We start from the raw sequence: 25,624 nt of genomic DNA, 5'->3' as shown, positions 1-25,624 counted from the left end.
GCCGTGCGGCTTTGGGTACTACTTAACGTTATTATGCAGGGTATCCGTTAAATCACATCAATGCTGGGTCGAAACTTTGACCTCCCCCTCAGTTACGCCGTCGGCGGGCGCGGCCTGCGGCACCGGCACGTAAGGCGTTTCCTGATCGGTGCGTTTCGGGTTCTTGTGCGCCGCCATCGCGGTTTTCACCCCGTAGAAGATGATGCTGTACACCACCAGCAGGAACAGAATGCTCAGCCCGGCGTTGGTGTAGTTGTTTATCACGATGTGGTTCATGTTGGCGATCTGCTGGGCGCTCAGCTCGGCGCCGCCCTCGGCTATTTTGCGTTTGTACTCGCCGGCCAGGAAGAAGAAGCCTTCCAACTGCGGGTTGTCGCTGAACAGCTTCAGCCCCAGCGCGTAGGTGGTGCAGATCAGCAGCCACACCGCCGGCAGCACGGTCACCCAGATGTATTGGGTGCGCTTCATCTTAATCAGCACCACGGTGCCCAGCACCAGTGCCACGGCGGCCAGCATCTGGTTGGAGATGCCGAACAGCGGCCACAGGCTCTTCACGCCGCCGAGCGGATCCACCACGCCCTGATACAGCAGGTAGCCCCACAGCCCGACGCAGCCGGCGGTGCCGACGATGCCGGCCACCAGCGAGTCGGTTTTCTTCAGGAACGGCACGAAGTTGCCGAGCAGATCCTGCAGCATAAAGCGGCCGGAGCGGGTGCCGGCGTCCAGCGCGGTCAGGATGAACAGCGCCTCGAACAGAATGCCGAAGTGATACCAGAAGCCCATGTTGGCGCCCGGAATGATCTGGTGGAACACGTGGGCGATGCCCACCGCCAGCGTTGGCGCGCCGCCGGCGCGGTTCAGCACCGAAGGTTCGCCGATGTCGGTGGCGGTCTGCAGGATCTGTTCCGGGCTGATGACGAAGCCCCAGGAGCTGACCGCCGCCGCCGCGTGCACGGTCACGTCCTTCAGCGAAGCCATGATCATCGGTGCGTCTTCGGTGCCCAGGCGGTGCAGATCCGGCATGGTGATGCCCAGCGCCGCCGGCGGGGTATTCATGGCGAAGTACAGGCCCGGCTCGATGATGGAAGCCGCCACCAGCGCCATGATGGCGACGAAGGATTCCATCAGCATCGCGCCGTAGCCGATAAAGCGCGCGTCGGTCTCATTGGCCAGCAGTTTCGGCGTGGTGCCGGAGGCGATCAGCGCGTGGAAGCCGGAGACCGCGCCGCAGGCGATGGTGATGAACAAGAACGGGAACAGCGTGCCTTTCCACACCGGGCCGGTGCCGTCGACGAACTGGGTCACCGCCGGCATTTTCAGCTCAGGGTTGAGGATCACGATGCCGATCGCCAGCCCGACGATCACGCCGATTTTCAGGAAGGTGGCCAGGTAGTCGCGTGGCGCCAGGATCAGCCACACCGGCAGCAGAGCGGAGACGAACGCGTAGCCGATCAGCGTGAAGGTGATGGTGGTGTCTTTAAAGGTCAACGCCGGGCCCCAGTACGGGTCGTGCGCCACCACGCCGCCAAACCAGATGGCGGCCACCAGCAGCACGATGCCGATGATTGACACTTCACCCACGCGGCCGGGGCGCAGGTAGCGCATGTAGATGCCCATAAACAGCGCGATCGGCACGGTGGAGCAGACGGTGAACACGCCCCACGGGCTTTCCGCCAGCGCTTTCACCACGATCAGCGCCAGCACCGCCAGGATGATGATCATGATCAGGAAGCAGCCGAACAGCGCGATGGTGCCCGGTATCGGCCCCATCTCTTTTTTGATGATCTCACCGAGCGAGGCACCGTTGCGGCGCGAGGAGATGAACAGCACCATAAAGTCCTGCACCGCCCCCGCCAGCACCACGCCGCCCAGCAGCCACAGCGTGCCGGGCAGGTAGCCGACCTGCGCGGCCAGCACCGGCCCCACCAGCGGCCCGGCGCCGGCGATGGCGGCGAAGTGGTGGCCGAACAGCACGTTCTTGTTGGTCGGCACATAGTTCAGGCCGTCGTTGTTGACCACCGCCGGGGTGGCGCGGCCGGCGTCCAGCTTCATCACCTTAGTGGCGATGTACAGGCTGTAGTAGCGGTAGGCCACCAGATACACCGCCACCGAAGCGACGACGATCCACAGCGCGCTGATGTGTTCGCCGCGGCGCAGCGCCACCACGCCGAGGCAGGCTGCGCCGAGTATCCCCAGCAGCATCCACGGAATGTGCTTTAAAATCCCCTCTCGTTTCATGAGGTATCCTTAATTCCAGTCTGCAAAATATGAATGAACTCATCCGCTTGTAAGAGATGTCAGAGTGGCGCGGTGAGCCGTAGCGTCTTTCCCGAGGTAAGGCGGGTTTAGGAACAGCTCATCATCGCCGGGGGTAAGGGGGGAAGACAGGCGTATTTCGGTCAGCGGTCAGATCCGCCGGGTGAACGGTTGGATTGGCGGGGTAAGCGGTTTGTTGCATAACCAACAGCCGCCCGTCAGCCGCTGTTGCCAATGCAGCACCCGCCCGAACTCGCTGGCTTTAAACGCCCGGTTTTTCAGCCAGATGCCTTAATGCGGCGGTTGGCACACATCCTGCTATCGGTTTTATAACCAAAACAATGTTTTCAATATTTGTAAGTCAATAATGGTTATATGCGCGCCGCATAACGGCGCCGACGGTCAGAGGGAGAGAAGCATGTCAGCAGCAAACCACTCGCAGCAGCCGATTCAGTTCGCCTACTGGGTGCCGAACGTTTCCGGCGGCCTGGTGATCAGCAATATCCCGCAGCGCACCGGTTGGGACATCGGTTATAACCGCAAGCTGGCGCAGATCGCCGAGCGCGCCGGTTTCGACTACGCGCTTACCCAGATCCGCTTCACCGCCGGTTACGGCGCGGAAAACCAGCACGAATCGGTGTCGTTCTCACAGGCCCTGTTGGACGCTACCGAGAAACTGAAAGTGATCGCCGCGCTGCTGCCGGGGCCGTGGAACCCCACGCTGGCGGCCAAACAGATCGCCACCATCAGCCATCTTTCCAACGCGCGCATTGCGGTGAACATTGTCAGCGGCTGGTTCCGCGGCGAGTTCAAGGCCATCGGCGAGCCGTGGCTGGATCATGAGGAGCGCTACCTGCGTTCGGAAGAGTTTATCCGCTGCCTGCGCGGCATCTGGACTGAGCCCAGCTTCACCTTCGCCGGCGATTTCTACCGTTTCCGCGACTACTCGCTGAAGCCGAAGCCGCTGGCGCCGTTGCCGGAAATTTTCCAGGGCGGCAGCTCACGCGCGGCGCGCGACATGGCGGCGCGGGTCTCGGACTGGTATTTCACCAATGGCAACAGCGTGGAGGGCATTCGCCGGCAGGTGGAGGACATCCAGAGCAAGGCGCAGGCCAATCACCATCGGGTGAAGGTGGGGGTGAACGGTTTCGTCATCGCCCGCGAGAGCGAACAGGCGGCGCAGGCGGTGCTGCAGGAGATCATCGATCACGCCAACCCGGAGGCGGTGCAGGGCTTCGGGCACGAGGTGAAAAACGCCGGGGCGGCCTCGCCCGAGGGCGAGGGCAACTGGGCCAAGTCCACCTTCGAAGATTTGGTGCAGTATAACGACGGGTTTAAAACCAACCTGATCGGCACGCCGCAGCAGATCGCCGAGCGCATCATCGCGTTGAAAGACGCCGGGGTGGATCTGCTGTTGCTGGCATTTCTGCACTTCCAGGAAGAGGTGGAGTACTTCGGACGCGAAGTGATCCCGCTGGTGCGCGAACTGGAGCGCCAGCGGGCAGCGGCCTGAGCGTTCAACCCGTTTGCAGAGTTTGCAGCAGGTGGATAAAGGCGGCGCTGAGCGGCGGCGTGGCCGGCTCATGGCGGGTAAAGACGTAAAAGCGCGCGCTGATGTCGATCTCGTGCGTCGGGATTTTCTGCAGGTGCAGCTGCGGGGCGTAGTGCGCGACCACCCGATCGCTCAGCAGCGCGATATAGCCCTGCTGCCTGACCAGGCACCAGGTCGCCAGAAAGGAGTCGGTCTCGACGATCTGGCCGTGCGGCGTGTAGCGCTCGGCGATCTCGCGGATGGCGGAGTGCCCCACCGAGCAGGAGCGCGGCACCACCCATTTGGCTTCGGCCGGCGGCTGCCCGGCGCCGGTCAGGTCGCCTCCTTGATAGAGCGAGAAGCGCTCGCTCTTCAGCGCCTGCATGGCCAGATCGGCGCCGCCCGCCGCGCCGTTCAGGCTGCTGACCGCCAAATCCAGCTCACAGTTTCTCAGCCGGGCGAGCAGGCCTTCCGGGCCGTCTTCCACCACCGTCACCCGGGTATGCGGGTAGCGGCGGTTGAAGCCTTCGAGCACCTGGGGCAGGTAGCACAGCAGCGGATCGACGCTCATCCCCACCCGCAGGCGCTTCTCGCCGCCGGCGCTCATGCCGCGCAGCTCGTCAAACGCGCTGAGCAACTGATTGGTGGCGGCGTCTATCCGCCGGTAAAACAGCTCGCCGACCGCCGTCAGGCGCACGCCGCGGTTGCTGCGCTCCAGCAGCCGCGCGCCGATGGACATTTCCAGCTCTTTGAGCACCCGGCTTAGCGTCGGTTGCGAGACGGCCAGTTTTTTCGCGGCATCGTGCAAACTTCCGCAGTGAACGATGTCTTTGAACATCGTCAGATGAGCCAGTTTTGGCATGGTTTTCATGGTGGATCTCCCTGGAAGTGAACGGCATTAGCCGGAGCCGGCGATGCGGCTGTAATAGGCCTGTTTCATCATGCTGTCGTTCAGCAGTTTATTGATGGTCTGGTCGAGCACCGGCGTGGTGACGGAGGCCGGCATCAGCGTGGCGGTGATCTCCACGTCGTCGTCGCCAAAGGGTTCGATATCCAGATGTGAGATAAAGCAGTTTTCTCCTTGCAGCACCTGTTTGAATTTGGCCAGCGCTTCACGCTGTTCATGCTCGAAGGCAATGACGCAAATCTGGTAGGTGGATTCGCCGTTAACGTCATTGAAGGGCTGTTTGTTGACCATATTGACCAGCGGGCGCAGCAGGGTGTTGGCGGCGAGCACGAACAGCGTGGCGGCTAGCGCATCGCCGTACAGGCCGCAGCCGGCGCAGGCGCCGACCGCCGCGGAGCCCCAGAGCGTGGCGGCGGTGTTCAGGCCGCGGATGTTCATCCCTTCTTTCATGATGGCCCCGGCGCCGAGAAAGCCGACGCCGGAGACCACGTAGGAGATGACGCGCACCGCGCCGCCGCTGCCGTCGATGGTCATGGCCAGGTGGACGAAGATCGCCGCGCTGGTGGCCACCAGCGTATTGGTGCGCAGCCCGGCGGTGCGCTGGCGGAATTGTCTTTCGTAGCCGATGGCGGCGCCCAGGACGGACGCGGTCAGCAGCGTCAGCAGTGTATGAATGAAATGCATGATAATAACTCGATGTATTATCCGCTTATCATGAGCCACCCGTGGTGGGGTGACTCTTGATAAACAGGTAGTTAAGTTGGCGGGATCCGTCCCGCCAGGCCAGGGCGGCGCTCAGTGCGCGGCGGCGATCTGCCGGCTGAGCGTCTCGCTGATTTTGTCCGTCAGCGGCTGCATCCCCTCGCGGGTGCGCGTCTCGCGGCGCTGCGCGATGTGATAGCAGCCGTCGAGGGTGCCGGCGCCCAGCAGGAGGACGCGATCAGACATCATCACCGCTTCCTCTACGCTGTGGGTCACCAGCACGATGGAGCGGGTTTTGATCTGGCGCGAGCTCCAGATGCGCAGCAGATCGCTGCGCAGGTGTTCGCCGGTATAGACGTCCAGCGCGGAAAACGGCTCATCCAGCAACAGCAGCATCGGTTCTACCGCCAGCGCGCGCGCAAAGCCGACCCGCTGGCGCATGCCGCCGGAAAGCTCGCGCGGGTAGGCGTCGCGGTAGGGCGTGAGCCCGACCAGATCGAGCATTTTCAGCGTCTGGGCTTCAACCACCTGCGGCGGCAGATCCTGCGCCTGCAGCCCAAAGGCGATATTTTGGTAGACGTTCAGCCACGGGAAAATGGCGAAGGTCTGGAACACCATATTGATCTGCGGATTCGGCCCCGAAACTTTTTTATCCCCCAGCATCACGGTGCCCAGATCCGGCGCGATCAGGCCGGAAAGCATGCGCAGCAGGGTGGATTTACCCGAGCCGGACTGCCCCAAAATGCTGACGACCTCGTTGTCGTAAAGGCGCAAATTGATTTCATTCAGCACCAGACGTTTTTCTTTACCGGTAGGCTGAACGCTTTTGCTGACGTTATTGACCGTCAGCAGCGTGGTTTTTTTTACCATCATGATCCGTCTCCACCCAATTTAAAATATGAGCATGGAAAAAAGGGCCGATATTTATCGCCGGGCAGGCGTGAAATAAATGCGGGTGCAAATAAGCCTGACCGTTATCGGACTGTTAATACGCTTATGCTGGAGGGGGTAGCCCATCGGGCGTGCCGGTGCGGCGTGCGCGCAGGCCAGAGGCTGAAGGGTAAAGCGAAGGGATGCTGTAACTGACTCATATCCTGACACTTTCAGGATGCAATGGGATGACTATTGCTCCTGTGACCTCAGCGATTCCAACAATAAAATAAACAACCAACTGTCGCCGTCCATATCATTCTCCCGTTATTTTTCGTGTGGCCATAATACGCGTGCCATAGCCTATTGTTCAATGTGGTTGCACCGAATTATGGCGGCAAAATGTAATTTAATATGAATGCGGGAAAGATTTTCTTTATTCATTAAACGGGGCGTAAACAGAAAGCGCGATAATGAATATAGGCGTCATTTTATGGAAATATAAACCTGAATTAAACGAGAGAATAAGGGGCGGGCGGAAAGTCACAGAATAAACCGGCCGGAGAGCGCCCTCCGGCCGGGATGAGGATCAGAACTGATACATGATGCCGGTTTCGACGATGTCGTCGGCGCCGGCACCGACGGCGTTCTGCCGTTGCAGCAGGTTGAGTTTGTACTCCACGTAGGTCGACATGTTGGCGTTGAAGCTGTAATTCAGCGCCAGATCCAGGTATTTGACCAGATCGGCGTCGCCAATGCCGGGCAGGTTGCGGCCGCGCGTTTGCAGGTAGGCCAGCGAGGGCGTGACGCCGGAATCGAAGTGATACTGCGCGACCGCCTCGACGGCGTCTGCGCGAGGGGCGAAGCCGGCGTAGCGATCGCCGTCGACGTAGGTCATGTTTTCGGTGCGCGCGTAGCTTGCCGCCAGGTAGAGGTTGTCCTGGTCGTATTTCAGCCCCAGCGTCCAGGCCCGGGCGCGATCGCCGTCAGCCAGGCCGAAGCGCTGTTGTGCCAGCGTGCGCGCAGAGTTGGCGTAGGCGCCGCCCACGTTGAGCCCCACGCCGGTGTCGTAGGTGGTGGAAAAGGCGTAGCCATCGCCGTTTTGCGTCTGAATATCCTTCGCCCGCAGAGCGTCGTCCCCCCGATTCTTCCCCTGATATTGCAGGCCGAGATCCAGGCCGTCGACCAGGCCGCCCAGGCTGCGGTTGTGGTAGGTCAGCAGGCCGTTGGCGCGGCCGGTCATAAAGTTGTCGGCCGCTTCGTAGCTGTCGTTGCCGAATTCAGGCAGCACGTCCGTCCAGCCGGCCACGTCATACAGCAGGCCGTAGTTGCGGCCGTAGTCCAGGCTGCCCCAGCGGCCGAACGTCAGCCCGGCGAAGCCCAGCCGGGTATAGCTGTCGCCCGGCCCGGCGCTTTCCGCCTGATCGAGCCCCGCCTGATATTCCCATTGACCATACCCTGTCAGCCCGTCGGCGATCTGCGTCTCGCCTTTGAAACCGAAACGGGTGTAGGAGCGATCGCCGTTATTGTCGGCATCGCTGCTGAAGTAATGCACCCCGTTCAGTTGGCCGTACAGATCCAGTTTATTGCCGTCTTTGTTGACGATTTCTGCCCCGGCGGCGGCCGCCGGCATCAGGATGACCAGCGCCATCAGTAAGCTTTTATGTTTCATTTCAGTTCCCCAAGTGGATGAAAATAGGGCCGTTAACCGACCGATTGCGCTTGCGCGATTTTTTTGTACAGGCAGCTGCGGATCCGATCGGTGAGGTGCCGCAGGCTGTCCCGGTTGCGCGCCGCGCGGGGAATATTGATGCTGAATTCGTCATCGATCCGTTTGCTGGTCGCGTCCAGGATCAGCACCCGATCGGACATCAGCACCGCCTCTTCGACGTCGTGCGTCACCATCACCATGGCGCGCGTGCGCAGCCGGTTGTCTCCCCACAGCGCCAGCAGATCGCTGCGCAGTTTTTGCGCGGTAAAGATATCGAGGGCGGAGAAGGGCTCGTCCAGCAGCAAGACATCGGGCTCTACCGCCAACGCCCGGGCGAAGCCCACGCGCTGGCGCATGCCGCCCGAGAGCTCGCGCGGCCAGGCGTGCTCATAGCCGGTCAGGCCCACCAGGCGCAGCAGCGCCCCCAGCCGCTCGGCGATCGTCTGCGGCGGCAGCCGTTGCGCCAGCAGCCCGAAGGCGATGTTGTCGTACACCGTCAGCCAGGGGTAGAGCGCGTAGGATTGAAACACCATGCCGGCGTTCGCGCTCGGGCCATTGATCGGTTTGCCCGCCAGGGTGAGCGTGCCGCTGTCCGGCGGGATCAGCCCGGCCAGCATGCGCAGCAGCGTGGACTTACCCGAACCGGATTGCCCCAGAATGGTGACGAACTCACCGGCGTGTACGGTCAGCGATACGTCGCGCAGCACGGGTTTGGGGCGTTTATTTTCGCCGATAAACGTCTTGTTCAGCCGGCGGGCGCTGATAATTACCTCTTGAGTCAGCATGTTGTTCCCCCTTGATCAGTCATATTTGAATTTGGTTTCCGCGATGCGATACAGCGGTTGCCAGACGAAGATGATGCACAGCGCCACCAGCGCACACATGGCGGCGCAGCCCAGCGCTGACTCCGGGTTCTTGCCGGCGTCGGTGACGACGGAAATGAACGCGCCCAGCCCGGTGGCGCTGAGGGTGGTGCTGCCCCACTGGATCACTTCGGCGGCGATGGCGCTGTTCCAGGCGCCGCCGGCGGCGGAGATGATGCCCGTCACGATGTAGGGGAAAATTGCCGGCAGCATGTAGTAGCGCCACCAGCTCAAACGGCGCAGGCCGAAGGTTTCGCTGACCTCGGTGATCTGCGTTGGAATGGCGGAAACGCCGGCGATCACGTTGAACAATACGTACCACTGGGTGCCCAGCATGATCATCGGAATGGCCCACCAGCCGAGATCCTGATGATAAATGGCGATAAAGGCGGCGATCAGCGGGTAGAAAATGTTGGGCGGAATGGCCGCCAGGATCTGGATGATCGGCTGGAAGATCTTCACCAGCCGTGGATTCAGGCCGATCCACACCCCCAGCGGCGTGAAGATCGCCACGCTGAGCAGCATGGCCGCAGCCACGCGCGCGGTGGTAAGCAGCATCCACTCCGGCAGCATGGCGAAGTACTGTTTGGGGAAGTATTCCCACAGCCGGTAACCGAACCAGACGCAGGCCAGCACCACGCCGAGATACCACAGGCTGCGCCACAGCCAGTTCCCCTTGGCGGCGAGCCTGAACAGGCGGTGCAGGCCGAGGGCGTACCACAGCCGCGGCAGCTTGAACAGCCACAGGTCAGCCAGCGCGCGCAGCGTGCGGCCGAGCGCCGCGCCGACGTGCGAGAAGGCCAGGCTGTTGTAAAACCACGGATTGCCGAGCGGGCGATTGGCGGTGACGTCTTCGTATTTGAAGCGGGCGGTGTAACGCACCAGCGGGCGGAAAACCAGCTGATCGAGCAGCACGATGTTGGCGGCCAGCGCGACGATCGCATACAGGATCGCCGGCACGTTCTGCTGCGCCAGCGCTTCGGCGATATAGGAGCCGACGCCGGGCAGTTCGACCGAGCGATCGCCGACCGGAATGGCTTCGGAGGCCACCAGGGCGAACCAGGCGGCGGATTGCGACACCATGGCGTTCCACAGCAGGCCCGGCACCGAATAGATGAATTCCAGCCGCCAGAAGCGTTGTCACGGGTTGTAATTGAAGCTGCGGGCGGCTTCATCCAGCTCCTTGGGCACGATGCGCAGCGTCTGATACAGCGTCAGCATCATGTTCCAGGCCTGGCCGGTAAACACCGCGAAGATGGCGGTGCACTCCAGCCCCATCACGCTGTGCGGGTAGAGGTTGAGAAAGTACACGGTCGTGAAGGTCAGGAACCCCACCAGCGGCACCGACTCCATAAAGTTGACGAAGGGCAGGATCACCCGGCGCAGCGGCGCATAGCGCGCGGCCAGCACGGCGAACACCACAGAAAACAGCAGCGACCAGGCCATGCCGAGGAGAAAACGCATGCTGGTTCTGAGCGAATAATAAAGCAGGTTCCAGGCATCGAGACTAATGGCAGAGACGTTTTGTTCATTGAAGTCGCCGTGCATGTCGCCCCACGCGCGAATAAAAAAGGCAATGAAGAAAACGCCGATGGCGATAACGATAAAGTCATTTAAATAAGACTTTCTGAAAATAGATGTACCCCGGTTATTTTGCATAACGCAATACCTTATTTTTCCCATAAGAAATCCGTCGCCGCTCGGGTAATAGGCCCGGCGACACCAGATAAATACCGCTGTAGCGGTTGAGACAGACGTTGTTTTCGCAGCGGGGCGATGGGCGGGCAGGCAGAGCGGGAAAGGCCGTCAGAAGGAGAGCGGTTGCCGCATTCCGTATCTTTCAGAATGCAACGTGGATGGCATTACTGAAAGGTGCCCAATAGCATTAGCATAAAACTAAAACTTTCATCGCCCATAGGGCCCTCCTCGGTTTAAATATGGCCCGGAGAGGGTAATGTGTTTTGCTAATAAAAAGCAATTGGCGGCGTAGGGTTTTTACGGTTGATATGTAACAGGATGAATATTCATTTTTTAATCGCTATATTCAGAAAATAAAATAACCTATTTTGATGGCGGTAAATACGGTGAAAATAAATCACGGCGAAATAAAACGGCGCGCCCGAAGGGGGCGCACCGCCGTAAATCAATAAACCTGCCTGCCGTTGATGCCGGCGGGGAAAATGCCGGTGGCGAACAGATGCCCGTTGGCCTGGATCTGATCGTCGGGCAGCATCTCCAGCGGGAATTCGCCCGCCAGGCAGCTGAGAAAGGCGTTGCGATCGTCGGTGGTGGTAAAACCGATCAAATCGTAGAACAGCAGCGACGCGATCAGCTGGCGATGTTCCGGGATGCGCCGCAGCAGCGCCGCCGACGGAAACGGCAGGTGGAAGAAGAACGCGCAGGCGTTCAGCAGCCCCTGTTCCTTCAGCGCCTGCGCGCAGGGCAGCAGCTGGTAGTCGTCGATGCAGACGATGTCGCCCGGGCACAGGTGTTCGCAGGCGATATCGGCGAAACGGTGATTCAGCTGCCGGTAGGCGCGGTAGTTTTCCGGCGTGAAGTGCGCCTTCTCCGGCTGGTTGTGGAACACCGGCCACAGGCCGTCGTGGTAGTAGCCCTGATAGTGGCGGAGGAACTCTTCGATCGACAGCGGGAAGGTCACCTGATCGTAACCGGCACGTTGGCGGCAACTGATCGGGCGCTGCGCGAAATTCTGCACGTCGCCGTTCCAGCCGAGCCACAGCCCCGGTTCGGCGTCGGCCGCCAGCGTCTGGCCGGCGCAGGCTAGATCCTTGCCGTCGCACTGCTTGTTGGAAATCAGCACCAAACGAGACATGAGGGTCTCCTTATCAGTGAAGGGCACGCAGGGCGTGCGCCGAACCATCGGCGCGCCAGGGCGCTTGCAGAGCGGGCAGCGTGACGCGCAGGCCGCGCAAAGCCGGGTGCGCCAGGCAGCAGCGCGTCAGCCAGCTTCCCAGCCCGACGCCGCGGTACTCGGCGCTGACGAACAGTTCGCTCACCGAGGCGAAGGTGGCGTAGTCGGTCACCATGCGGGCGAAACCGAGCAGGTGGCGCTTGCGGTATAGCCCGAAGCACAGGCCGTGGTGTACCAGGCGCTCCGCCGCCGCCCGATCCTGCAGGCTGAGGAAACGCTGGATCGCGTCGATATCCAACAACTGCCGATCGGTGCTGATATGAAAAACGCCTTTGCGCCAGCAGAGCAGCGGCTGCACGGACGCCCGTTGCGGTTGCATGTTCATGATTATCCTTAGGTTAACGAATCGGAGGTCGGTTACAGCATCCAGCCGAGTTCGGCGGCGGTGACCTGTTCCTCGAAGCGGCGCAGCTCGGCGCTTTTGCAGGTGTGCCACAGGGTACAGAACGCCGGGCCGAGCAGCTCACGCAGCGGATCGCTGTGGCGGAACAGCGCCAGCGCCTCCTGCTGGCCGAGCGGCAAGGGCGCGGCGTTATCGCTCTCGCAGCCGTTGGCGGCGGGCGGCAGCGGCAGCGGGTGTTCCAGCCCGTGCAACAGGCCGCCGAGCATCACCGCCAGCGCCAGATAAGGGTTGGCGTCGGCGCCGGCCAGGCGGTATTCGATACGCTGGTTGGCGCTGTCGGCGCAGGGCAGGCGCAGCGCCACCGTGCGGTTGTTGTGGCCCCAGGAGGCGCGCAGCGGCACGTGCATGCCGGGGCGGAAGCGGCGAAACGCGTTGATGTTGGGCGCCAGGATCGCCATCGATGCCGGCATCAGCGCCAGCATGCCCGCCATCGCCTGCTGCATGTTATCGCTCAGTTCGCCCGGCGCGCCGGTCAGCAGGTTCTCGCCGTGCTCGTCCTGCAAGCTGATATGGAAATGCAGCCCGCTGCCGGCGGCATGGGCGCAGGGCTTGGCCATAAAGCAGGCGTGCTGGTGATGCTGCTCGGCAATCTGCCGCGTCAGGCGTTTCAGCGCCATGATCTGGTCGCAGGCTTCCAGCACGCGCCGGCTGTGATGCAGATTCAGCTCGTATTGGCCGGAGGCGGCTTCGGCCACCACGCCGGTCAACGGCAGGCTCTGCAGCCGCGCGTGCCGTTCGATGTCGCTCAGCAGTGCATGGTGGCGCTCGGGCGCATCCACCGCGAAGCTCTGCGTTGGGCAGGTTTCCGCCTCGGCGGGATGCTGCGGATCCTGCAGGTAGAACTCCAGTTCGGCCGCCACCACCGGGAAGCAGTTGCGCTCGTGCAGGCGCTTCAGCACCCGTTGCAGCACCACGCGCGGCTCCAGCTCGCAGGCGCCGCCGTCGGCGTTTTGCATCGTCAGCAGCAGCTGGGCGTGGCGTTCGGGATCGCGCGCGCAGGGGCGCAGCGTGCCGGGCACCGGCAGGCACAGCCGATCCGGCTCGCCCGCCCGTTGCCCCAGCCCGCTTTCTTCAATCACCCGGCCGTGCAGATCCAGGGCGTAGATCGACAGCGGGAAGTAGCAGCCTTTTTCCAGCCCAAAGGCTTCGGCGATCGGCAGGCGCTTGCCGCGCAGCTGGCCGTTCAGATCGTGCAGATAAATATCCAACTGTTCGGTATCCGGATAGCGCTGCAGGTAGTGTTCCAGCTCTTTGCGGAAGGTGCGCGTCGGCGATGCGGGCAGCTCCGCCAGCAGAGGATTGAAGCCGATGATATTAGCATGCATGGCGCGCTCCAGAACGAAGACCGGTCACGGCCAGAGGCAGGGATAAACGCATGAGACAACTCTCTTGTGAGGCCATAGCGGCGATGTGAAAAGGGTATCTGCGGCGGCAAAAACTGTCTGTAAAAACGCCGTAACGTTAACGGGGCGCGGAATAAAAATGCCGTAAAGAGCGCGGCGGGTTGGCCGGGTCGGTACGGTCTATACTGGCGAGATGGGCCGTAGAAGGAGAGGTAACGATGAAGAGAATAGGGCTGCTTATCGCCGCGCTGGCCGCGTTCCACGCCACCGCGTCTTCCCCACAGGCGTGGGCCGAGAGCGAACGGGCGATGCGCGCCGCCTGCCTGAAAGCCAGCGGGCTAAAAAACGCCAGGGTGGAAGGGGAGATTATTCACTACGGCGATGACGTCGGCTATTCGGCGCTGTTTATCGGTGGGCGCTACCCGCAGCCGTTTATGAAAAACCAGCCGGGCAGGGAGCTGTGCTTATATCAGCGCGCCACGCAGAAGGCGGCGGTGCAGGCGGTGGAGGGGAGCAACGCGTCTGCTCAACCTTGATGTTTGATGAGATAAATAAAAATATAACCCACGGTGATAATAATGGCCTCTATGAGCAAGAGTATAAAATCCATCGCTAGCCACTTTTGTAGCTCAGGAGATGCGGTTTTTTGCACGAAATCGTAGGTTTTCGCATCGAGCCAAACCTGATCCCTAATTTTGATTTTTTTCCTCTTCAGGATCCAAAGAAGCCACTGTGCCTTCAATGAGGTACCTAGCATACCGAGGCCGTCGGCAAAGGCGACGTAGGGCGGAATAAAATGTCCGCTGCCGGCGTAACGCTGATAGAACGCGTCAAACTCTTTTTTATGGCGCCGGTAGCCAATGAACTGAATGAAGGCGCTTAAAACCAGCAGCGTTAATCATAATATGACAAGGGTTTTCATTGAGTAGCCTGAATCACGATATTCTCGCTATCATCATAAAGATCAATGCCATGATGAAGAGCTCGCCTTCCAGCGCCAAAAGCGTGCCGTTGTTTTTCATCCAGGTCTGCAAGCGTTCAGATGATGAAAGACGAACAAATTCATAGGTCTTGGCGGGAAGATATTGGTTTTTCTTCACCTTGATTTTCTTGCCGCAAAGGATCCATCTGAACCATTGGACTTTGATGGAAGTACCTAAAGAGCCAAGGCCATCGGCAATTGCGACGTGAGCAGGGACAAAGTGGCCCTGTTGGGTATAGCGTTGATAAAAACATCAAACTCGCGTTTATAGCGACGAGAGTAAATATATTGAGCAAGCCAACAAACTAAGAGCAGCACGGCTGCAATAAGTGATGCTGTTTTCATAAGCCCCCGGCTAAGGTTCAAGGGGCGTTATGCCTTGCTTAAAAAAGCAAAGATACACATCAACGCCAAACACCCCATTTTCAGCACGCTTAAGATGAAGTCTTTTCGGAGCCAGTTTTTGAGGCGTTGAGATGTGTTTTCATTCACGAATTCGTAGGTTTTTGGGCTCAGAAAAGCGTTTTTCCCTATCTTTATTTTTCTGCCATTCAATATCCAACGGAACCATTGCGCTTTGATAGATACACCGAGCAAACCAAGGTTATCCGCGAAGATGACGAATGGAGGCAAGGGATGGGCGCTTTGCACATAACGTTGATAGAATTCAGAAAATTCGTCTTTATAGCGCCGATAGTAAAGGTATTGCACCAGGGCGCTAATCAATGTCAGAGTGAAGAACAGGACGATAGCGATTTTCATTATTCACCAAAAATGAAACCAGTAATGCTGTCGGCGGCTGCACCGCCACCCCAACTGCCAGCTGCGCCACCCAGAGCAGCGCCTGCTATACCACAAGCTAAAATACCGGTACCAAACGTGGAGGCGCCTAAGACGATACTACAAGCCGTCATTGCTAACATCGCACCGCCTTCACCCCCCCAAATCCCCGCCGCAGTACTTGCCGCAAAATGACTGTATCCCTTCACCGCGATCTTGGCGCACTCCTGTTCGCGACCGGTGGTGCAGGCGTTGTAGACGTCGTTGGTGGTATTCAGCCCACTCAATCCGATGCCGATCCAGCCGCCGGCTTTCATAAACTTGGCCGCCCGGCTGGCGCTGTCGACGTAGTTCGAATAACCCTTGATGGCGCCGACGCCGGCGGTGCTCCATTCATGCACCAGCGATTTACTGGAGAGCCCTAGCGCGTGTTTGATTTGCGCATACTCTTTCATATTGAGTTGAGCACGAGTAAGGCGATTCAGTAACGGTTTTAATGTACCGAACAGCCGCGCTCGTTCCACCTGAAACTGGGTGCCAATCAACGCGCCACTCGTGCGGAACTGATTTTGGTAGGTTTTTTCAATCTCGACCAGGATATTTTTGATCTGGCTGAAGTAGCGTTCTCCGGCATCCGAAGCCAGCCCGACGACCGTTTCCCCATAGCTGGTGAAGGCGGCGATAGCGGCGTAATTGCGGTGCAAGAAGGTGGAGAAATCGCTGTCACCGGCTTTCACCGCTTTGCTGGTGCGGCTCTTGGCCTGCATCAGGGCGGCGATCTGCGTAGATTGGTTATGATTGCGCGGATCGGCGACGATCAGCATTTGCCCCGGTTGAACCAGCGGCGTATCGGCATTGAGCTGCATAAAAAAGCGTGCCGCTTCGGATGGCTTGCCACCGAACAGATAGTTGGCGTGGAAGGCGAGCGGGCCGGTTTGTTGGGCGATGCAATAGCCCGGTGCGATGCTGCTGGATTTCTGTTCCATGTCGAAAAGCCTCCTTATTTTTAGGAAACTTAACATTTTCTACAGGGTGGTAACAGGTTCTGGCTCACGCTCTCGATCGGAGAATCATCTGAAAATGCTGGTGCCGCCTTACCCGCCACTCCCCGCCATTTCCCGTTCGATCACCGTCGCCAGCGCCTGCGCAGCGGAAGAGAGTTGGTGCTGTGCCAGGCGGATCAGGCCCACGCGCCGTTCGATGATCGGGCCGATCAGCGGCACGCAGACCGCCCCCAGCTCATCCATCTGTCGCTCGCACAGCGCAGGCACCGCGCTGGCGCCGAGGCCGTTGGCCACCATGCGCCCGACCGTCACCAACTGGTGGCTCTCAAACGCCACCTCCAGCGTTCGACCGCTGCGGGCCAGCTCCTGCTCCAGCAGCAGCCGCACCGCCGATGGCCGCTGCAGGGTGATGAAATCCAGCGTCAGCAGCTCCTTCCAGCTCACCTGCGCCTTGTGCGCCAGCGCCGAATCCTTCGGCACCACCGCCAGAAAGCGATCGCGGCACAGCGGGGTAAAGTGCAGGGTGTCGCTCGGCTCCGGCTCGAAGGCGATGCCCATCTCTACCCGCCCTTCGCGGATCATTTCAAACACCTGCTCGTTGATGACGTCATGCACCGCCACGTTGATGCCGGCATAGCGATCGCGAAACGCCTTAAGGATCGGCGGCAGCGGGTTGCCGGCGAACGACGGCATGGCGGCGATCGCCACCTTGCCCATCTGCAGGGTGAAGCGCTGACGCATCGCCTCTTCCGCGTTGTCCCAATCCGCCAGCAGCTGGCGCGCCATCGGGAAGAAGGTTTCCCCCTCCGGCGTCAGCGTCACCCGGCGGGTGGTGCGCAGCAGCAGCGGCCCGCCCAGCGCGTCTTCCAGCCCACGGATCGCCAGGCTGAGCGCCGGCTGAGAAATATTCAGCCGCTCGCTGGCCTGGGCGAAATTCAGAGTGTGAGCTACCGCTAAAAACGCACGTAACTGTTTGATGCTCATTTTCATTTTGGTTGGCGTTAACTCTTTGTTAATTGTCGGTTAACGAGTGATTAATAAAAATTCTAAATGAATGCGGCATAAAAACAAAATTAACAAATCATTTTTGTGACCTGAAGATGCCCTCACGTAAGCCAGGGCATTTCGCCCTGCGCCGCAACATGCAGGGGCAACGATATGGCAGGGCTCGACAAACGCGTCGGCAGCTACCAGGAAGCGCTGGCAGGCCTGACGGACAACATGACGGTGCTGGCGGGCGGCTTTGGCCTGTGCGGCATCCCGGAGAATCTGATCGAAGAGATCCGCCGGCGCGGCGTGCGCGGGTTGACGGTGGTTTCCAACAACTGCGGCGTCGACGGGTTCGGCCTCGGGCGGCTGCTGGAAACCCATCAGATCCGCAAGGTGGTGGGATCTTACGTCGGTGAAAACGCGCTGTTCGAGCAGCAGGCGCTCAGCGGCGAGCTGGAGGTGGATCTCACGCCGCAGGGCACGCTGGCGGAGAAGATCCGCGCCGGCGGCGCCGGTATCCCGGCGTTCTTCACCGCCACCGGTTACGGCACGCCGATCGCCGAAGGCAAAGAGGTACGCGAGTTCAACGGCCGCCCCTACATCATGGAAACCGCTATCACCGGCGATTTCGCCATCGTGAAAGGCTGGAAGGCCGATCACTTCGGCAACGTCATCTACCGCCACACCGCGCAGAACTTCAATCCGCTGATGGCGACCGCCGGGCGCATCACGGTGGTGGAAGTGGAAGAGATCGTGGCGCCGGGCGAGCTGGATCCGGCGGCGATCCACACCCCCGGCATCTATGTCGATCGGTTGATCCAGGGCACCTTCGAGAAGCGTATCGAACAACGCACCCTGCGGGCATAAGGAGAATTCGCATGCTTACCCGTGAACAAATGGCGCAGCGCGTGGCGCAAGAGCTGAGGGACGGTTACTACGTCAACCTGGGCATCGGCATTCCGACGCTGGTGGCCAACTACGTGCCGGCGGGCATGGACGTGATGCTGCAGTCGGAAAACGGCCTGCTGGGGATGGGCGAGTTCCCGACCGAGCAGCAGCTGGACGCCGACATGATCAACGCCGGCAAGCAGACGGTCACCGCGCGCCTCGGCGCGTCGATCTTCGATTCGGCGCAGTCGTTCGCCATGATCCGCGGCGGCCACGTCGATCTGACCGTGCTGGGGGCGTTTGAAGTGGACGTCGAGGGCAACATCGCCTCGTGGATGATCCCCGGCAAGATGGTCAAGGGCATGGGCGGCGCGATGGATCTGGTGGCGGGGGCGGAGAACATCATCGTGGTGATGACCCACGCCTCGAAGGGCGGCGAGTCCAAGCTGCTGCCGCGCTGCACGCTGCCGCTGACCGGGGCCAACTGCATCCGCAAAGTATTGACCGATCTGGCCTATCTGGAAATAGAAGACGGCGCCTTCGTGCTGCGCGAACGCGCGCCCGGCGTCAGCGTGGCGGAGATTGTCGCCAAAACCGCCGGCCGGCTGATCGTGCCGGAGCAAGTGCCGGAAATGCGTTTCTGAAACGGGAGGTGAATGTGCAACAACGTGAAGTGGTGATCGTGGCGGCGACGCGCACGCCGGTCGGCAGTTTTCACGGCGCGCTGGCGCCGCTGACGGCGGTGGAACTGGGCACGGCGGCGGTGCAGGGGCTGCTGGCGCAAAGCGGCGTGGCGCCGCAGCAGATCGATGAAGTGATCCTCGGCCAGGTGCTGACCGCTGGCTGCGGGCAGAATCCGGCGCGCCAGACCGCGCTGAACGCCGGACTGCCGTTTACGACGCCGGCGCTGACCATCAACAAAGTGTGCGGCTCCGGTTTGAAGGCGGTGCATCTGGCGGTGCAGGCGATCCGCAGCGGTGACGCCGATGCGGTGATCGCCGGCGGCCAGGAGAGCATGAGCCGGTCGCCTTACCTGATGACTGGCGCGCGCGCCGGCCTGCGCCTCGGTCACGCGCAGATGATGGACAGCGTGATCCACGATGGCCTGTGGGACGCGTTCAACGACTACCACATGGGCATCACCGCCGAGAACCTGGCGGAGAAATACGCCATCAGCAGAGAAGAACAAGACAGGTTCGCGCTGCGCTCGCAGCAGAAGGCGCAGGCGGCGCAGCAGGCCGGGCGTTTCGCGCAGGAGATCACGCCGGTGACGGTGCCGCAGCCGAAGGGCGAAGCGCTGCGGGTAGAGCGCGACGAACAGCCGCGCGACACCAGCCTGGAGGCGCTGGCGCGGCTGCGCCCGGCGTTTCGCAAAGAGGGCACGGTGACCGCCGGCAACGCCTCGTCGCTCAACGACGGCGCCGCCGTGGTGCTGCTGATGAGCGCGGAAAAAGCCGCAGCGCTGCGTTTGCCGGTGCTGGCGCGCATCGCCGGTTACGCCTCGTCGGGCGTCGATCCGGCGATCATGGGCATCGGCCCGGCGCCGGCCGCACGCCGCTGCCTGGAGAAAGCCGGCTGGCGGCTGGAGGACGTCGATCTGATCGAAGCCAACGAAGCCTTCGCCGCGCAGGCGCTGGCGGTGGGCAAAGAACTGGGCTGGGAGGCAGAGCGGGTCAACGTCAATGGTGGGGCGATCGCGCTGGGGCATCCGATCGGCGCGTCCGGCTGCCGCATTTTGGTGTCGCTGCTGTACGAAATGCAGCGCCGCGAGGTGAACAAGGGGCTGGCGATGCTGTGCATCGGCGGCGGGCAGGGCGTGGCGCTGGCGGTAGAGCGCCCGTAAACAACCGAGGAGGGCACCATGCAGTCATCTGACTATGCGGTACTGGGCGCCGGGCTGATGGGGGTGGGTATCGCCACCCACTTTATCCGCCACGGCCATGAGGTGCTGCTGTATGACCCGGATCCGCAGCGCCTGGCGGAAGCGCCGGCGGTAGCGAGCGGCATTCTGGCCGAGCTGAGCGACGTCGGGCAGTTTGATCGCGGTGAGCGCGACGCGGCGCTGGCGCGCCTGCGCGTGACCGGCGATCTGAATGACGTGGCGCGCGTCCGGCTGCTTATCGAGGCGATCCCGGAACGGCTCGAGCTGAAGCACGCGCTGTATGAGCAGTTGGAAGGGCTGATCGCCGACGACGCGGTGATTGCCAGCAACACCAGCGGCCTGCCGCCGGACGAGTTGGCGGCGCGCATGACCCATCCGCAGCGCCTGCTGATCGCCCACTTCTGGCACCCGCCGCACCTGATCCCGCTGGTGGAGATCGTGCCCGGCCGCGCCACCGATCCGCGCCATCTGGCGGCGGTGCAGGCGCTGCTCGGCGGGATGGCGCTGGAGGCGGTGCTGCTGGAGCGCGCCGCGCCGGGGTTTGTCGGCAACCGGCTGCAGTTTGCGGTGCTGCGCGAGGCGCTGCACATCGTCCACAGCGGCATCGCCAGCGCCGAGGTGGTGGATCAGGTGATGCGCGCCTCGCTGGGGCGGCGCTACGCCATGGTCGGCCCGCTGGAGGCCGCCGACATGACCGGGTTGGCGACGGTGGCGGACATCGCTCGCCACCTGTTCCCGGAACTGGCGACCGGCGACGAGATGATGGCGCTGGTGGAACAGCGGCTGCAGCGCGGCGATACCGGTCAGCGCAGCGGCCGGGGATTTTATCTTTGGGATGAAGCCCGCAGGGAACGCATTCAACGGCGACGGGCGCATCAGCTGCGCTTTGCGCTGAAACCGTAATTTCGCACTCCGTACCTGACAATAACAACGATAGCGAGGTGTCCGATGAGCGTTTTGATTGCCCTGGCAGCACTGGGATTACTGATGCTGGCCGCCTATCGCGGCTACAGCGTGATTTTGTTCGCCCCGATCGCCGCGCTGGGCGCGGTGCTGTTGACCGATCCCGGCGCGGTGGCGCCGACCTTCACCGGGCTGTTTATGGAGAAGATGGTCGGCTTCGTGAAGCTCTACTTCCCGGTGTTCCTGCTGGGGGCGGTGTTCGGCAAGCTGATCGAGCTGTCCGGCTTCTCCCGTTCGATCGTCGCGGCGGCGATCCGCATTCTCGGCCGGCGTCACGCCATTCCGGTGATCGTGCTGGTGTGCGCGCTGCTGACCTACGGCGGGGTTTCGCTGTTCGTGGTGGCGTTCGCGGTCTATCCGTTCGCCGCCGAGCTGTTCCGCCAGAGTGGTATCCCCAAGCGGCTGATCCCGGCCACCGTAGCGCTCGGCGCCTTCTCCTTCACCATGGACGCCTTGCCCGGCACGCCGCAGATCCAAAACATCATCCCGACCAGTTTCTTCGGCACCAATGCCTGGGCCGCGCCCTGGCTGGGGTTGATCGGCTCGCTGTTCATCATCGCGGTCGGTCTGCTGTATCTTGAACGCCAGCGGCGCAAGGCGCAGCTGAAGGGAGAAGGGTACGGCACCGATCTGCTGAACGAGCCGGAAACCCCGGACGACATCAACCTGCCGAATCCGCTGATCGCCATCCTGCCGTTGATTTTGGTCGGGGTATTCAACCTTGGCTTCACCCATTGGATCCCGCAGTGGTACGGCGCCAGCCACGAGCTGACGCTGCCGGGGCTGGCCAAGCCGATCACCACCGACGTGGCGAAGATCACCGCCATCTGGGCGGTGGAAGCGGCGCTGGTGTCGGGTATTCTGCTGGTGGTGGTGTTCGGCTTTCGCAATATTCGCGGCCGGCTGGCGGAAGGCAGCAAGACGGCGGTAGGCGGCGCGATCCTGGCGGCGATGAACACCGCCTCCGAATACGGCTTCGGCGCGGTGATCGCCGCGCTGCCGGGCTTTTTGGTGCTGTCGCAGGCGCTGTCGGCGATCCCCAACCCGCTGCTGAACGAAGCGATCAGCGTCACCCTGCTGGCCGGCATCACCGGTTCGGCCTCCGGCGGCATGAGCATCGCGCTGGCGGCGATGGCCGATAACTTCGTGGCCGCCGCCCATGCGGCACACATTCCGCTGGAGGTGCTGCACCGGGTGGCCTCGATGGCCAGCGGCGGCATGGACACCTTGCCGCACAACGGCGCGGTGATCACCCTGCTGGCGATCACCGGCCTTAGCCACCGGCAGGCCTATGGCGGCATCTTCGCCATCACCCTGATCAAGAGCGCCGCGGTGCTGTTCGTGATCGGCGTGTTCTACCTGACCGGCATTGTTTAAAGGAGCGATACCATGAGTGTACAAGGCAAAACCGCGCTGGTGACCGGCTCGACCAGCGGCATCGGCCTCGGGATAGCATCCGTGTTGGCCGCCGCCGGCGCACGCGTGATCCTCAACGGCTTCGGTGACGTGGAGCAGGCGCAAGCGCAGGTCGCGCAGCTGGGCGCCGTGCCGGGATATCACGGCGCCGATCTCGGCGATGCGGGCCAGATAGCGGACATGATGCACTATGCCGAACGCGAGTTCGGCGGCGTGGACATTCTGGTGAACAACGCCGGCATTCAGCACGTGGCGCCGTTGGATCAGTTCCCGGTGGAGAAATGGAACGCCATCCTCGCCATCAACCTGTCGGCGGTGTTCCACACCTGCCGATTGGCGCTGCCGGGGATGCGCGAGCGCAACTGGGGGCGCATCATCAACGTGGCGTCGGTGCACGGGCTGGTGGCGTCGAAAGACAAGTCGGCCTATGTGGCGGCCAAGCACGGCGTGGTGGGGCTGACCAAGACGCTGGCGCTGGAGACCGCGCGCACGCCCGTCACCTGCAACGCCATCTGCCCCGGCTGGGTGCTGACGCCGCTGGTGCAGCAGCAGATCGACAAACGCATTGCCGCCGGGGCCGATCCGCAGCAGGCGCGCGATGAGCTGTTGGCGGAGAAGCAGCCTTCGCAAGCGTTCGTCACGCCTGAGCAGCTCGGCGAGCTGGCGCTGTTCCTGTGCAGTGATGCGGCGGCGCAGGTGCGCGGCGCCGCCTGGAACATGGACGGCGGCTGGCTGGCGCAGTAGTGAATTCTCTCTCCCGGAGCGCGCAACGCGCTCCGTCGTTATTTCCCGCCTTTAGTTAATTCCCCTGCGTGACGGTTTACCTGCGGCAATAATATTTATTTGTTATTTGCTATCTTTATTCCCGGATAATCACGCCGGGTTATTTTGGATAAAAGATGCGGATTGGTTTATTTCGTGCTGCGGTTATTACATTGTTTTTCTTCGCGTTACAGATGAACACGTTTATGCTGAAAATAAAACCAACCTGGAATAATGGCAGATTATGACGTGAATTTTTATATCTTGCGTGCGCTGTTTACATCGGGTAATTATTTCCGCGTGGCTTAAGACCACCGTGTTTATAACAATAATTTTTTCGGGCAGGGGTAATAATGAGAAAAAATACAACGCCAATATTCATTGGCGGCGTCTTGCTGTCGGCGTTATCCGCCGGCGCACAGGCCGAGATCACCATTCTGGATAAAAACCCGCAGAGTAATGTGTTGCTGGCGCCGCTCAGTTTAAAGGTGGGCGGCAGCATTCGCCCCGAGTGGATCTTCAATAACGGCCCGGAGCCGGGCTATGACAAAAACGGCCACGACGGCGGCACGCGTTTTCGCTTCAGCGGCGACTATGCGCTGACGCAGGACACCTCGATCATCGGCTATTACGAGTGGGGCGTGGATCTTGCGCACGCGCTCAGCTGGGACGGGCACTATAACGAAGACGGCAAGCGCGACTATCAGCGCCAGCTGTACGCCGGTTTCAAGGACGATCGTTACGGTACCCTGACCTACGGCCATCAATACGGCATCTATTATTCGGTGGTCGGCATCAAAAGCGACGTCTGGGATAACGATGGCCATGCGGGCGGCACCGGTATCGGTATTTCCGGCGACTACGACGGCGGCAATAAACCGAAAAACAGCATCAAGTACACCAATGATTTCGGGCCGGTGACGCTGTATGCCAACTATTTATTGCCGGAAGACGATCTGCACACTGCGGATAACCTGATTTACCGCCGCAAGGGCGGAGGTGGGTTGGGCTTCGATTACAAGGTGACGAAAGACTTCACCTTCAGCGCGGCCTACAGTTATACCGACGCGAAGATCAAAGACAATCTGTACAGCGAAAAGGATTATCACCAGCAGCTGTCCGGCACCGCGTTGACCTGGCAGCCAAACAACTGGTATATCGTCGGCACCGCCAGCTATTACAAAGATTATGTGCCGAGCACCCGCCAGCGCACGCTGTCGCACTTCTTCGCCGGTGACGGCTACGGGCTGGAAGGCTTTGTCGGTTACACCTTCAATATCGACAAGCCGTTCCTCAAATCCGTCCAGCCTTACGTGGCGGCGGACTCGCTGCGGCTGAAGGGGGACGAGGCGTATCACGCCAACCACGTCTATCTCGGCGCGGGCACCACCATCGGTTACGGCCTGTCGGTGTATGTGGAGCGCACGCTGGCCAACAGCAGCGACAACGAGCCGGATTCCACCTGGATTACGGTGTTCTACGACTTCTGATTTTCACCTGCTCCAAGCCGGCGCCTGCGCCGGCTTTTTCACATGCTGATCGCCCCGCCCAGGGTCTCTCCAGAGGCGTTGCGCTCCGCCAGGTAGCGCGCCGGCGGTTTGCCTACCGCCTTTCTGAACATGGTGACGAAGCCGCTGGCGCTCTCGTAGCCCAGATCCAGCGCCACCGTCTGTACGCTCTCGCCCTGCGTCAGGCGCTGCAGCGCCAGCATCACGTGCAGCTGGCGCCGCCAGTGGCCGAAGCTCATGCCCATCTGCTGTTGCAAGGTGCGGCTGAGGGAGCGCTCGCTCATGCCGATGCGCTGTGCCCACTGCCCGAGGGTGGATTTGTCCGCCGGGCTGCTCAGCATGCCCTCGGTCAACTGCCGGATGCGCGCGTCGTCGGACACCGGCAGGTGCAGATTCTCGATCGGCGCGGCCGCCAGCTGATCCAGCAGTACCGCCGTCAGACGCCCTTCGGCGCCCTGTTCGTCGTAGAGCGGTTCGAAGGTGCTGGCCTGCAGCAGCAGCTCGCGCAGCAGCGGCGAGACCGACAGCGTGCAGCAGTTTTGCGGCAGATCGGCGGCGGCATGTTGATCGACGAACAGGCAGTAGGCCTCGGTGGAGCCGGCGCCCTGGGCGTTGTGCAACACGTTGCCCGGCATCCACAGCGCACACTGCGGCGGCACTAGCCACAGCCCGTTTTCCACTTCGCAGCGGATCATGCCGCGTACCGTGTAGATCAGCTGCGCCTTCTGGTGGCGGTGCGGCTCGACTTCCCAATCCTGCTCAAGGGTCGAACCTTGCAGGGCAAACAGCGGGCGCGGCACCTGATCGATATCCAGACAGTGGCGGGGAATTTGTACTTTCATGAGAATAATTCTCAATTTGGCGGAATTGAAAAGTATTATGTCCTGATTGCGCAATGTGGTCTAGCGCCGGTGCCGATAAAGTAAGCGCC

At 61.3% G+C, this 25,624-nt stretch carries 25 protein-coding genes; 9 read left to right on the top strand and 16 right to left on the bottom strand.

The window, feature by feature from the left end:
* Window positions 1–57: 57 nt before the first annotated feature.
* Entirely contained in the window at window positions 58–2,238 is a 2,181-nt protein-coding gene (locus ACJ8J5_RS08040; protein WP_043136262.1) for a carbon starvation CstA family protein, read from the bottom strand.
* 436 nt (window positions 2,239–2,674) lie between these two features.
* Between ACJ8J5_RS08040 and sfnG the strand changes: the two genes are divergently transcribed.
* Window positions 2,675–3,769, top strand: coding sequence for a dimethylsulfone monooxygenase SfnG (gene sfnG, locus ACJ8J5_RS08035; RefSeq protein WP_025305137.1), 1,095 nt, complete (start codon window positions 2,675–2,677; stop codon window positions 3,767–3,769).
* A 4-nt stretch (window positions 3,770–3,773) separates the two neighbouring features.
* Here sfnG and ACJ8J5_RS08030 read toward each other — a convergent pair whose 3' ends face one another.
* The 10 genes from ACJ8J5_RS08030 to ACJ8J5_RS07985 form a co-directional block, all read right to left on the bottom strand.
* On the bottom strand, window positions 3,774–4,658 hold the full coding sequence (locus tag ACJ8J5_RS08030; protein WP_197781083.1) for a LysR family transcriptional regulator: 885 nt from the start codon (window positions 4,656–4,658) through the stop codon (window positions 3,774–3,776).
* A 27-nt stretch (window positions 4,659–4,685) separates the two neighbouring features.
* A complete protein-coding gene (locus tag ACJ8J5_RS08025; RefSeq protein WP_019453282.1) occupies window positions 4,686–5,378 on the bottom strand; it encodes an MgtC/SapB family protein in 693 nt (230 codons plus the stop codon).
* A 111-nt stretch (window positions 5,379–5,489) separates the two neighbouring features.
* Window positions 5,490–6,269, bottom strand: coding sequence for an ABC transporter ATP-binding protein (locus ACJ8J5_RS08020; RefSeq protein WP_414104710.1), 780 nt, complete (start codon window positions 6,267–6,269; stop codon window positions 5,490–5,492).
* A 586-nt stretch (window positions 6,270–6,855) separates the two neighbouring features.
* Window positions 6,856–7,938: a porin gene (locus ACJ8J5_RS08015; RefSeq protein ID WP_414104711.1), complete on the bottom strand. Its 1,083-nt coding sequence runs from the start codon at window positions 7,936–7,938 to the stop codon at window positions 6,856–6,858.
* 32 nt (window positions 7,939–7,970) lie between these two features.
* A complete protein-coding gene (locus tag ACJ8J5_RS08010) occupies window positions 7,971–8,762 on the bottom strand; it encodes an ABC transporter ATP-binding protein (RefSeq protein ID WP_414104712.1) in 792 nt (263 codons plus the stop codon).
* A 15-nt stretch (window positions 8,763–8,777) separates the two neighbouring features.
* Window positions 8,778–9,947 carry an ABC transporter permease subunit gene (locus ACJ8J5_RS08005; RefSeq protein WP_442520476.1) on the bottom strand — a complete coding sequence of 390 codons (1,170 nt, stop codon included), beginning with the start codon at window positions 9,945–9,947 and terminating at the stop codon, window positions 8,778–8,780.
* 33 nt (window positions 9,948–9,980) lie between these two features.
* Window positions 9,981–10,499: an ABC transporter permease subunit gene (locus ACJ8J5_RS08000; protein ID WP_442520475.1), complete on the bottom strand. Its 519-nt coding sequence runs from the start codon at window positions 10,497–10,499 to the stop codon at window positions 9,981–9,983.
* Window positions 10,500–10,983: 484 nt separating this feature from the next.
* Window positions 10,984–11,673, bottom strand: coding sequence for a trehalose-6-phosphate synthase (locus ACJ8J5_RS07995; RefSeq protein ID WP_414104714.1), 690 nt, complete (start codon window positions 11,671–11,673; stop codon window positions 10,984–10,986).
* 13 nt (window positions 11,674–11,686) lie between these two features.
* Window positions 11,687–12,097, bottom strand: a complete 411-nt coding sequence (locus ACJ8J5_RS07990) for a GNAT family N-acetyltransferase (protein WP_043136244.1) — start codon at window positions 12,095–12,097, stop codon at window positions 11,687–11,689.
* 32 nt (window positions 12,098–12,129) lie between these two features.
* Window positions 12,130–13,500: a glutamine synthetase family protein gene (locus tag ACJ8J5_RS07985; RefSeq protein WP_334274024.1), complete on the bottom strand. Its 1,371-nt coding sequence runs from the start codon at window positions 13,498–13,500 to the stop codon at window positions 12,130–12,132.
* A 236-nt stretch (window positions 13,501–13,736) separates the two neighbouring features.
* Here ACJ8J5_RS07985 and ACJ8J5_RS07980 point away from each other — a divergent pair, with 236 nt between their 5' ends.
* Window positions 13,737–14,054 (top strand): hypothetical protein, encoded by a 318-nt coding sequence (locus tag ACJ8J5_RS07980; protein ID WP_033638833.1) that lies wholly within the window; start codon window positions 13,737–13,739, stop codon window positions 14,052–14,054.
* 399 nt (window positions 14,055–14,453) lie between these two features.
* On the opposite strand, the gene ACJ8J5_RS07975 is transcribed toward ACJ8J5_RS07980, so the two are convergent.
* From ACJ8J5_RS07975 to ACJ8J5_RS07960, 4 genes are all read right to left on the bottom strand, one after another.
* Entirely contained in the window at window positions 14,454–14,618 is a 165-nt protein-coding gene (locus ACJ8J5_RS07975) for a hypothetical protein (RefSeq protein WP_414104715.1), read from the bottom strand.
* Window positions 14,619–14,872: 254 nt separating this feature from the next.
* Window positions 14,873–15,262 (bottom strand): hypothetical protein, encoded by a 390-nt coding sequence (locus ACJ8J5_RS07970; protein WP_414104716.1) that lies wholly within the window; start codon window positions 15,260–15,262, stop codon window positions 14,873–14,875.
* Window positions 15,262–16,266, bottom strand: a complete 1,005-nt coding sequence (locus ACJ8J5_RS07965) for a hypothetical protein (protein ID WP_072626665.1) — start codon at window positions 16,264–16,266, stop codon at window positions 15,262–15,264. The genes ACJ8J5_RS07970 and ACJ8J5_RS07965 overlap by 1 nt, the downstream gene beginning before the upstream one ends.
* 108 nt (window positions 16,267–16,374) lie before the next feature.
* A complete protein-coding gene (locus ACJ8J5_RS07960) occupies window positions 16,375–17,274 on the bottom strand; it encodes a LysR family transcriptional regulator (protein ID WP_265536297.1) in 900 nt (299 codons plus the stop codon).
* Window positions 17,275–17,442: 168 nt separating this feature from the next.
* Here ACJ8J5_RS07960 and ACJ8J5_RS07955 point away from each other — a divergent pair, with 168 nt between their 5' ends.
* The 7 genes from ACJ8J5_RS07955 to ACJ8J5_RS07925 all read left to right on the top strand — a co-directional run bounded on the left by ACJ8J5_RS07955 (window position 17,443) and on the right by ACJ8J5_RS07925 (window position 24,675).
* Window positions 17,443–18,141: a CoA transferase subunit A gene (locus ACJ8J5_RS07955; protein WP_004933280.1), complete on the top strand. Its 699-nt coding sequence runs from the start codon at window positions 17,443–17,445 to the stop codon at window positions 18,139–18,141.
* Window positions 18,142–18,152: 11 nt separating this feature from the next.
* Window positions 18,153–18,806, top strand: a complete 654-nt coding sequence (locus ACJ8J5_RS07950) for a CoA transferase subunit B (RefSeq protein WP_019453268.1) — start codon at window positions 18,153–18,155, stop codon at window positions 18,804–18,806.
* Window positions 18,807–18,820: 14 nt separating this feature from the next.
* Entirely contained in the window at window positions 18,821–20,005 is a 1,185-nt protein-coding gene (locus tag ACJ8J5_RS07945; RefSeq protein WP_197781091.1) for an acetyl-CoA C-acetyltransferase, read from the top strand.
* An 18-nt stretch (window positions 20,006–20,023) separates the two neighbouring features.
* Window positions 20,024–20,947, top strand: a complete 924-nt coding sequence (locus ACJ8J5_RS07940; RefSeq protein ID WP_414104717.1) for a 3-hydroxyacyl-CoA dehydrogenase family protein — start codon at window positions 20,024–20,026, stop codon at window positions 20,945–20,947.
* 45 nt (window positions 20,948–20,992) lie between these two features.
* Entirely contained in the window at window positions 20,993–22,384 is a 1,392-nt protein-coding gene (locus tag ACJ8J5_RS07935) for a GntP family permease (RefSeq protein WP_033652826.1), read from the top strand.
* A gap of 12 nt (window positions 22,385–22,396) precedes the next feature.
* Window positions 22,397–23,167 carry a 3-hydroxybutyrate dehydrogenase gene (locus ACJ8J5_RS07930; protein ID WP_173888193.1) on the top strand — a complete coding sequence of 257 codons (771 nt, stop codon included), beginning with the start codon at window positions 22,397–22,399 and terminating at the stop codon, window positions 23,165–23,167.
* 371 nt (window positions 23,168–23,538) lie between these two features.
* A complete protein-coding gene (locus ACJ8J5_RS07925) occupies window positions 23,539–24,675 on the top strand; it encodes a porin (protein ID WP_049186600.1) in 1,137 nt (378 codons plus the stop codon).
* Between the two features lie 38 nt (window positions 24,676–24,713).
* On the opposite strand, the gene ACJ8J5_RS07920 is transcribed toward ACJ8J5_RS07925, so the two are convergent.
* A complete protein-coding gene (locus ACJ8J5_RS07920) occupies window positions 24,714–25,535 on the bottom strand; it encodes an AraC family transcriptional regulator (RefSeq protein ID WP_147823096.1) in 822 nt (273 codons plus the stop codon).
* Between the last annotated feature and the right edge of the window lie 89 nt (window positions 25,536–25,624).

The organism is Serratia sp. CY43202, assembly GCF_052168755.1.
GTDB lineage: Bacteria > Pseudomonadota > Gammaproteobacteria > Enterobacterales > Enterobacteriaceae > Serratia > Serratia bockelmannii.
The sequence above is the reverse complement of the archived record's forward strand: the minus strand, read 5'-3'. Positions and strand labels throughout refer to the sequence as shown.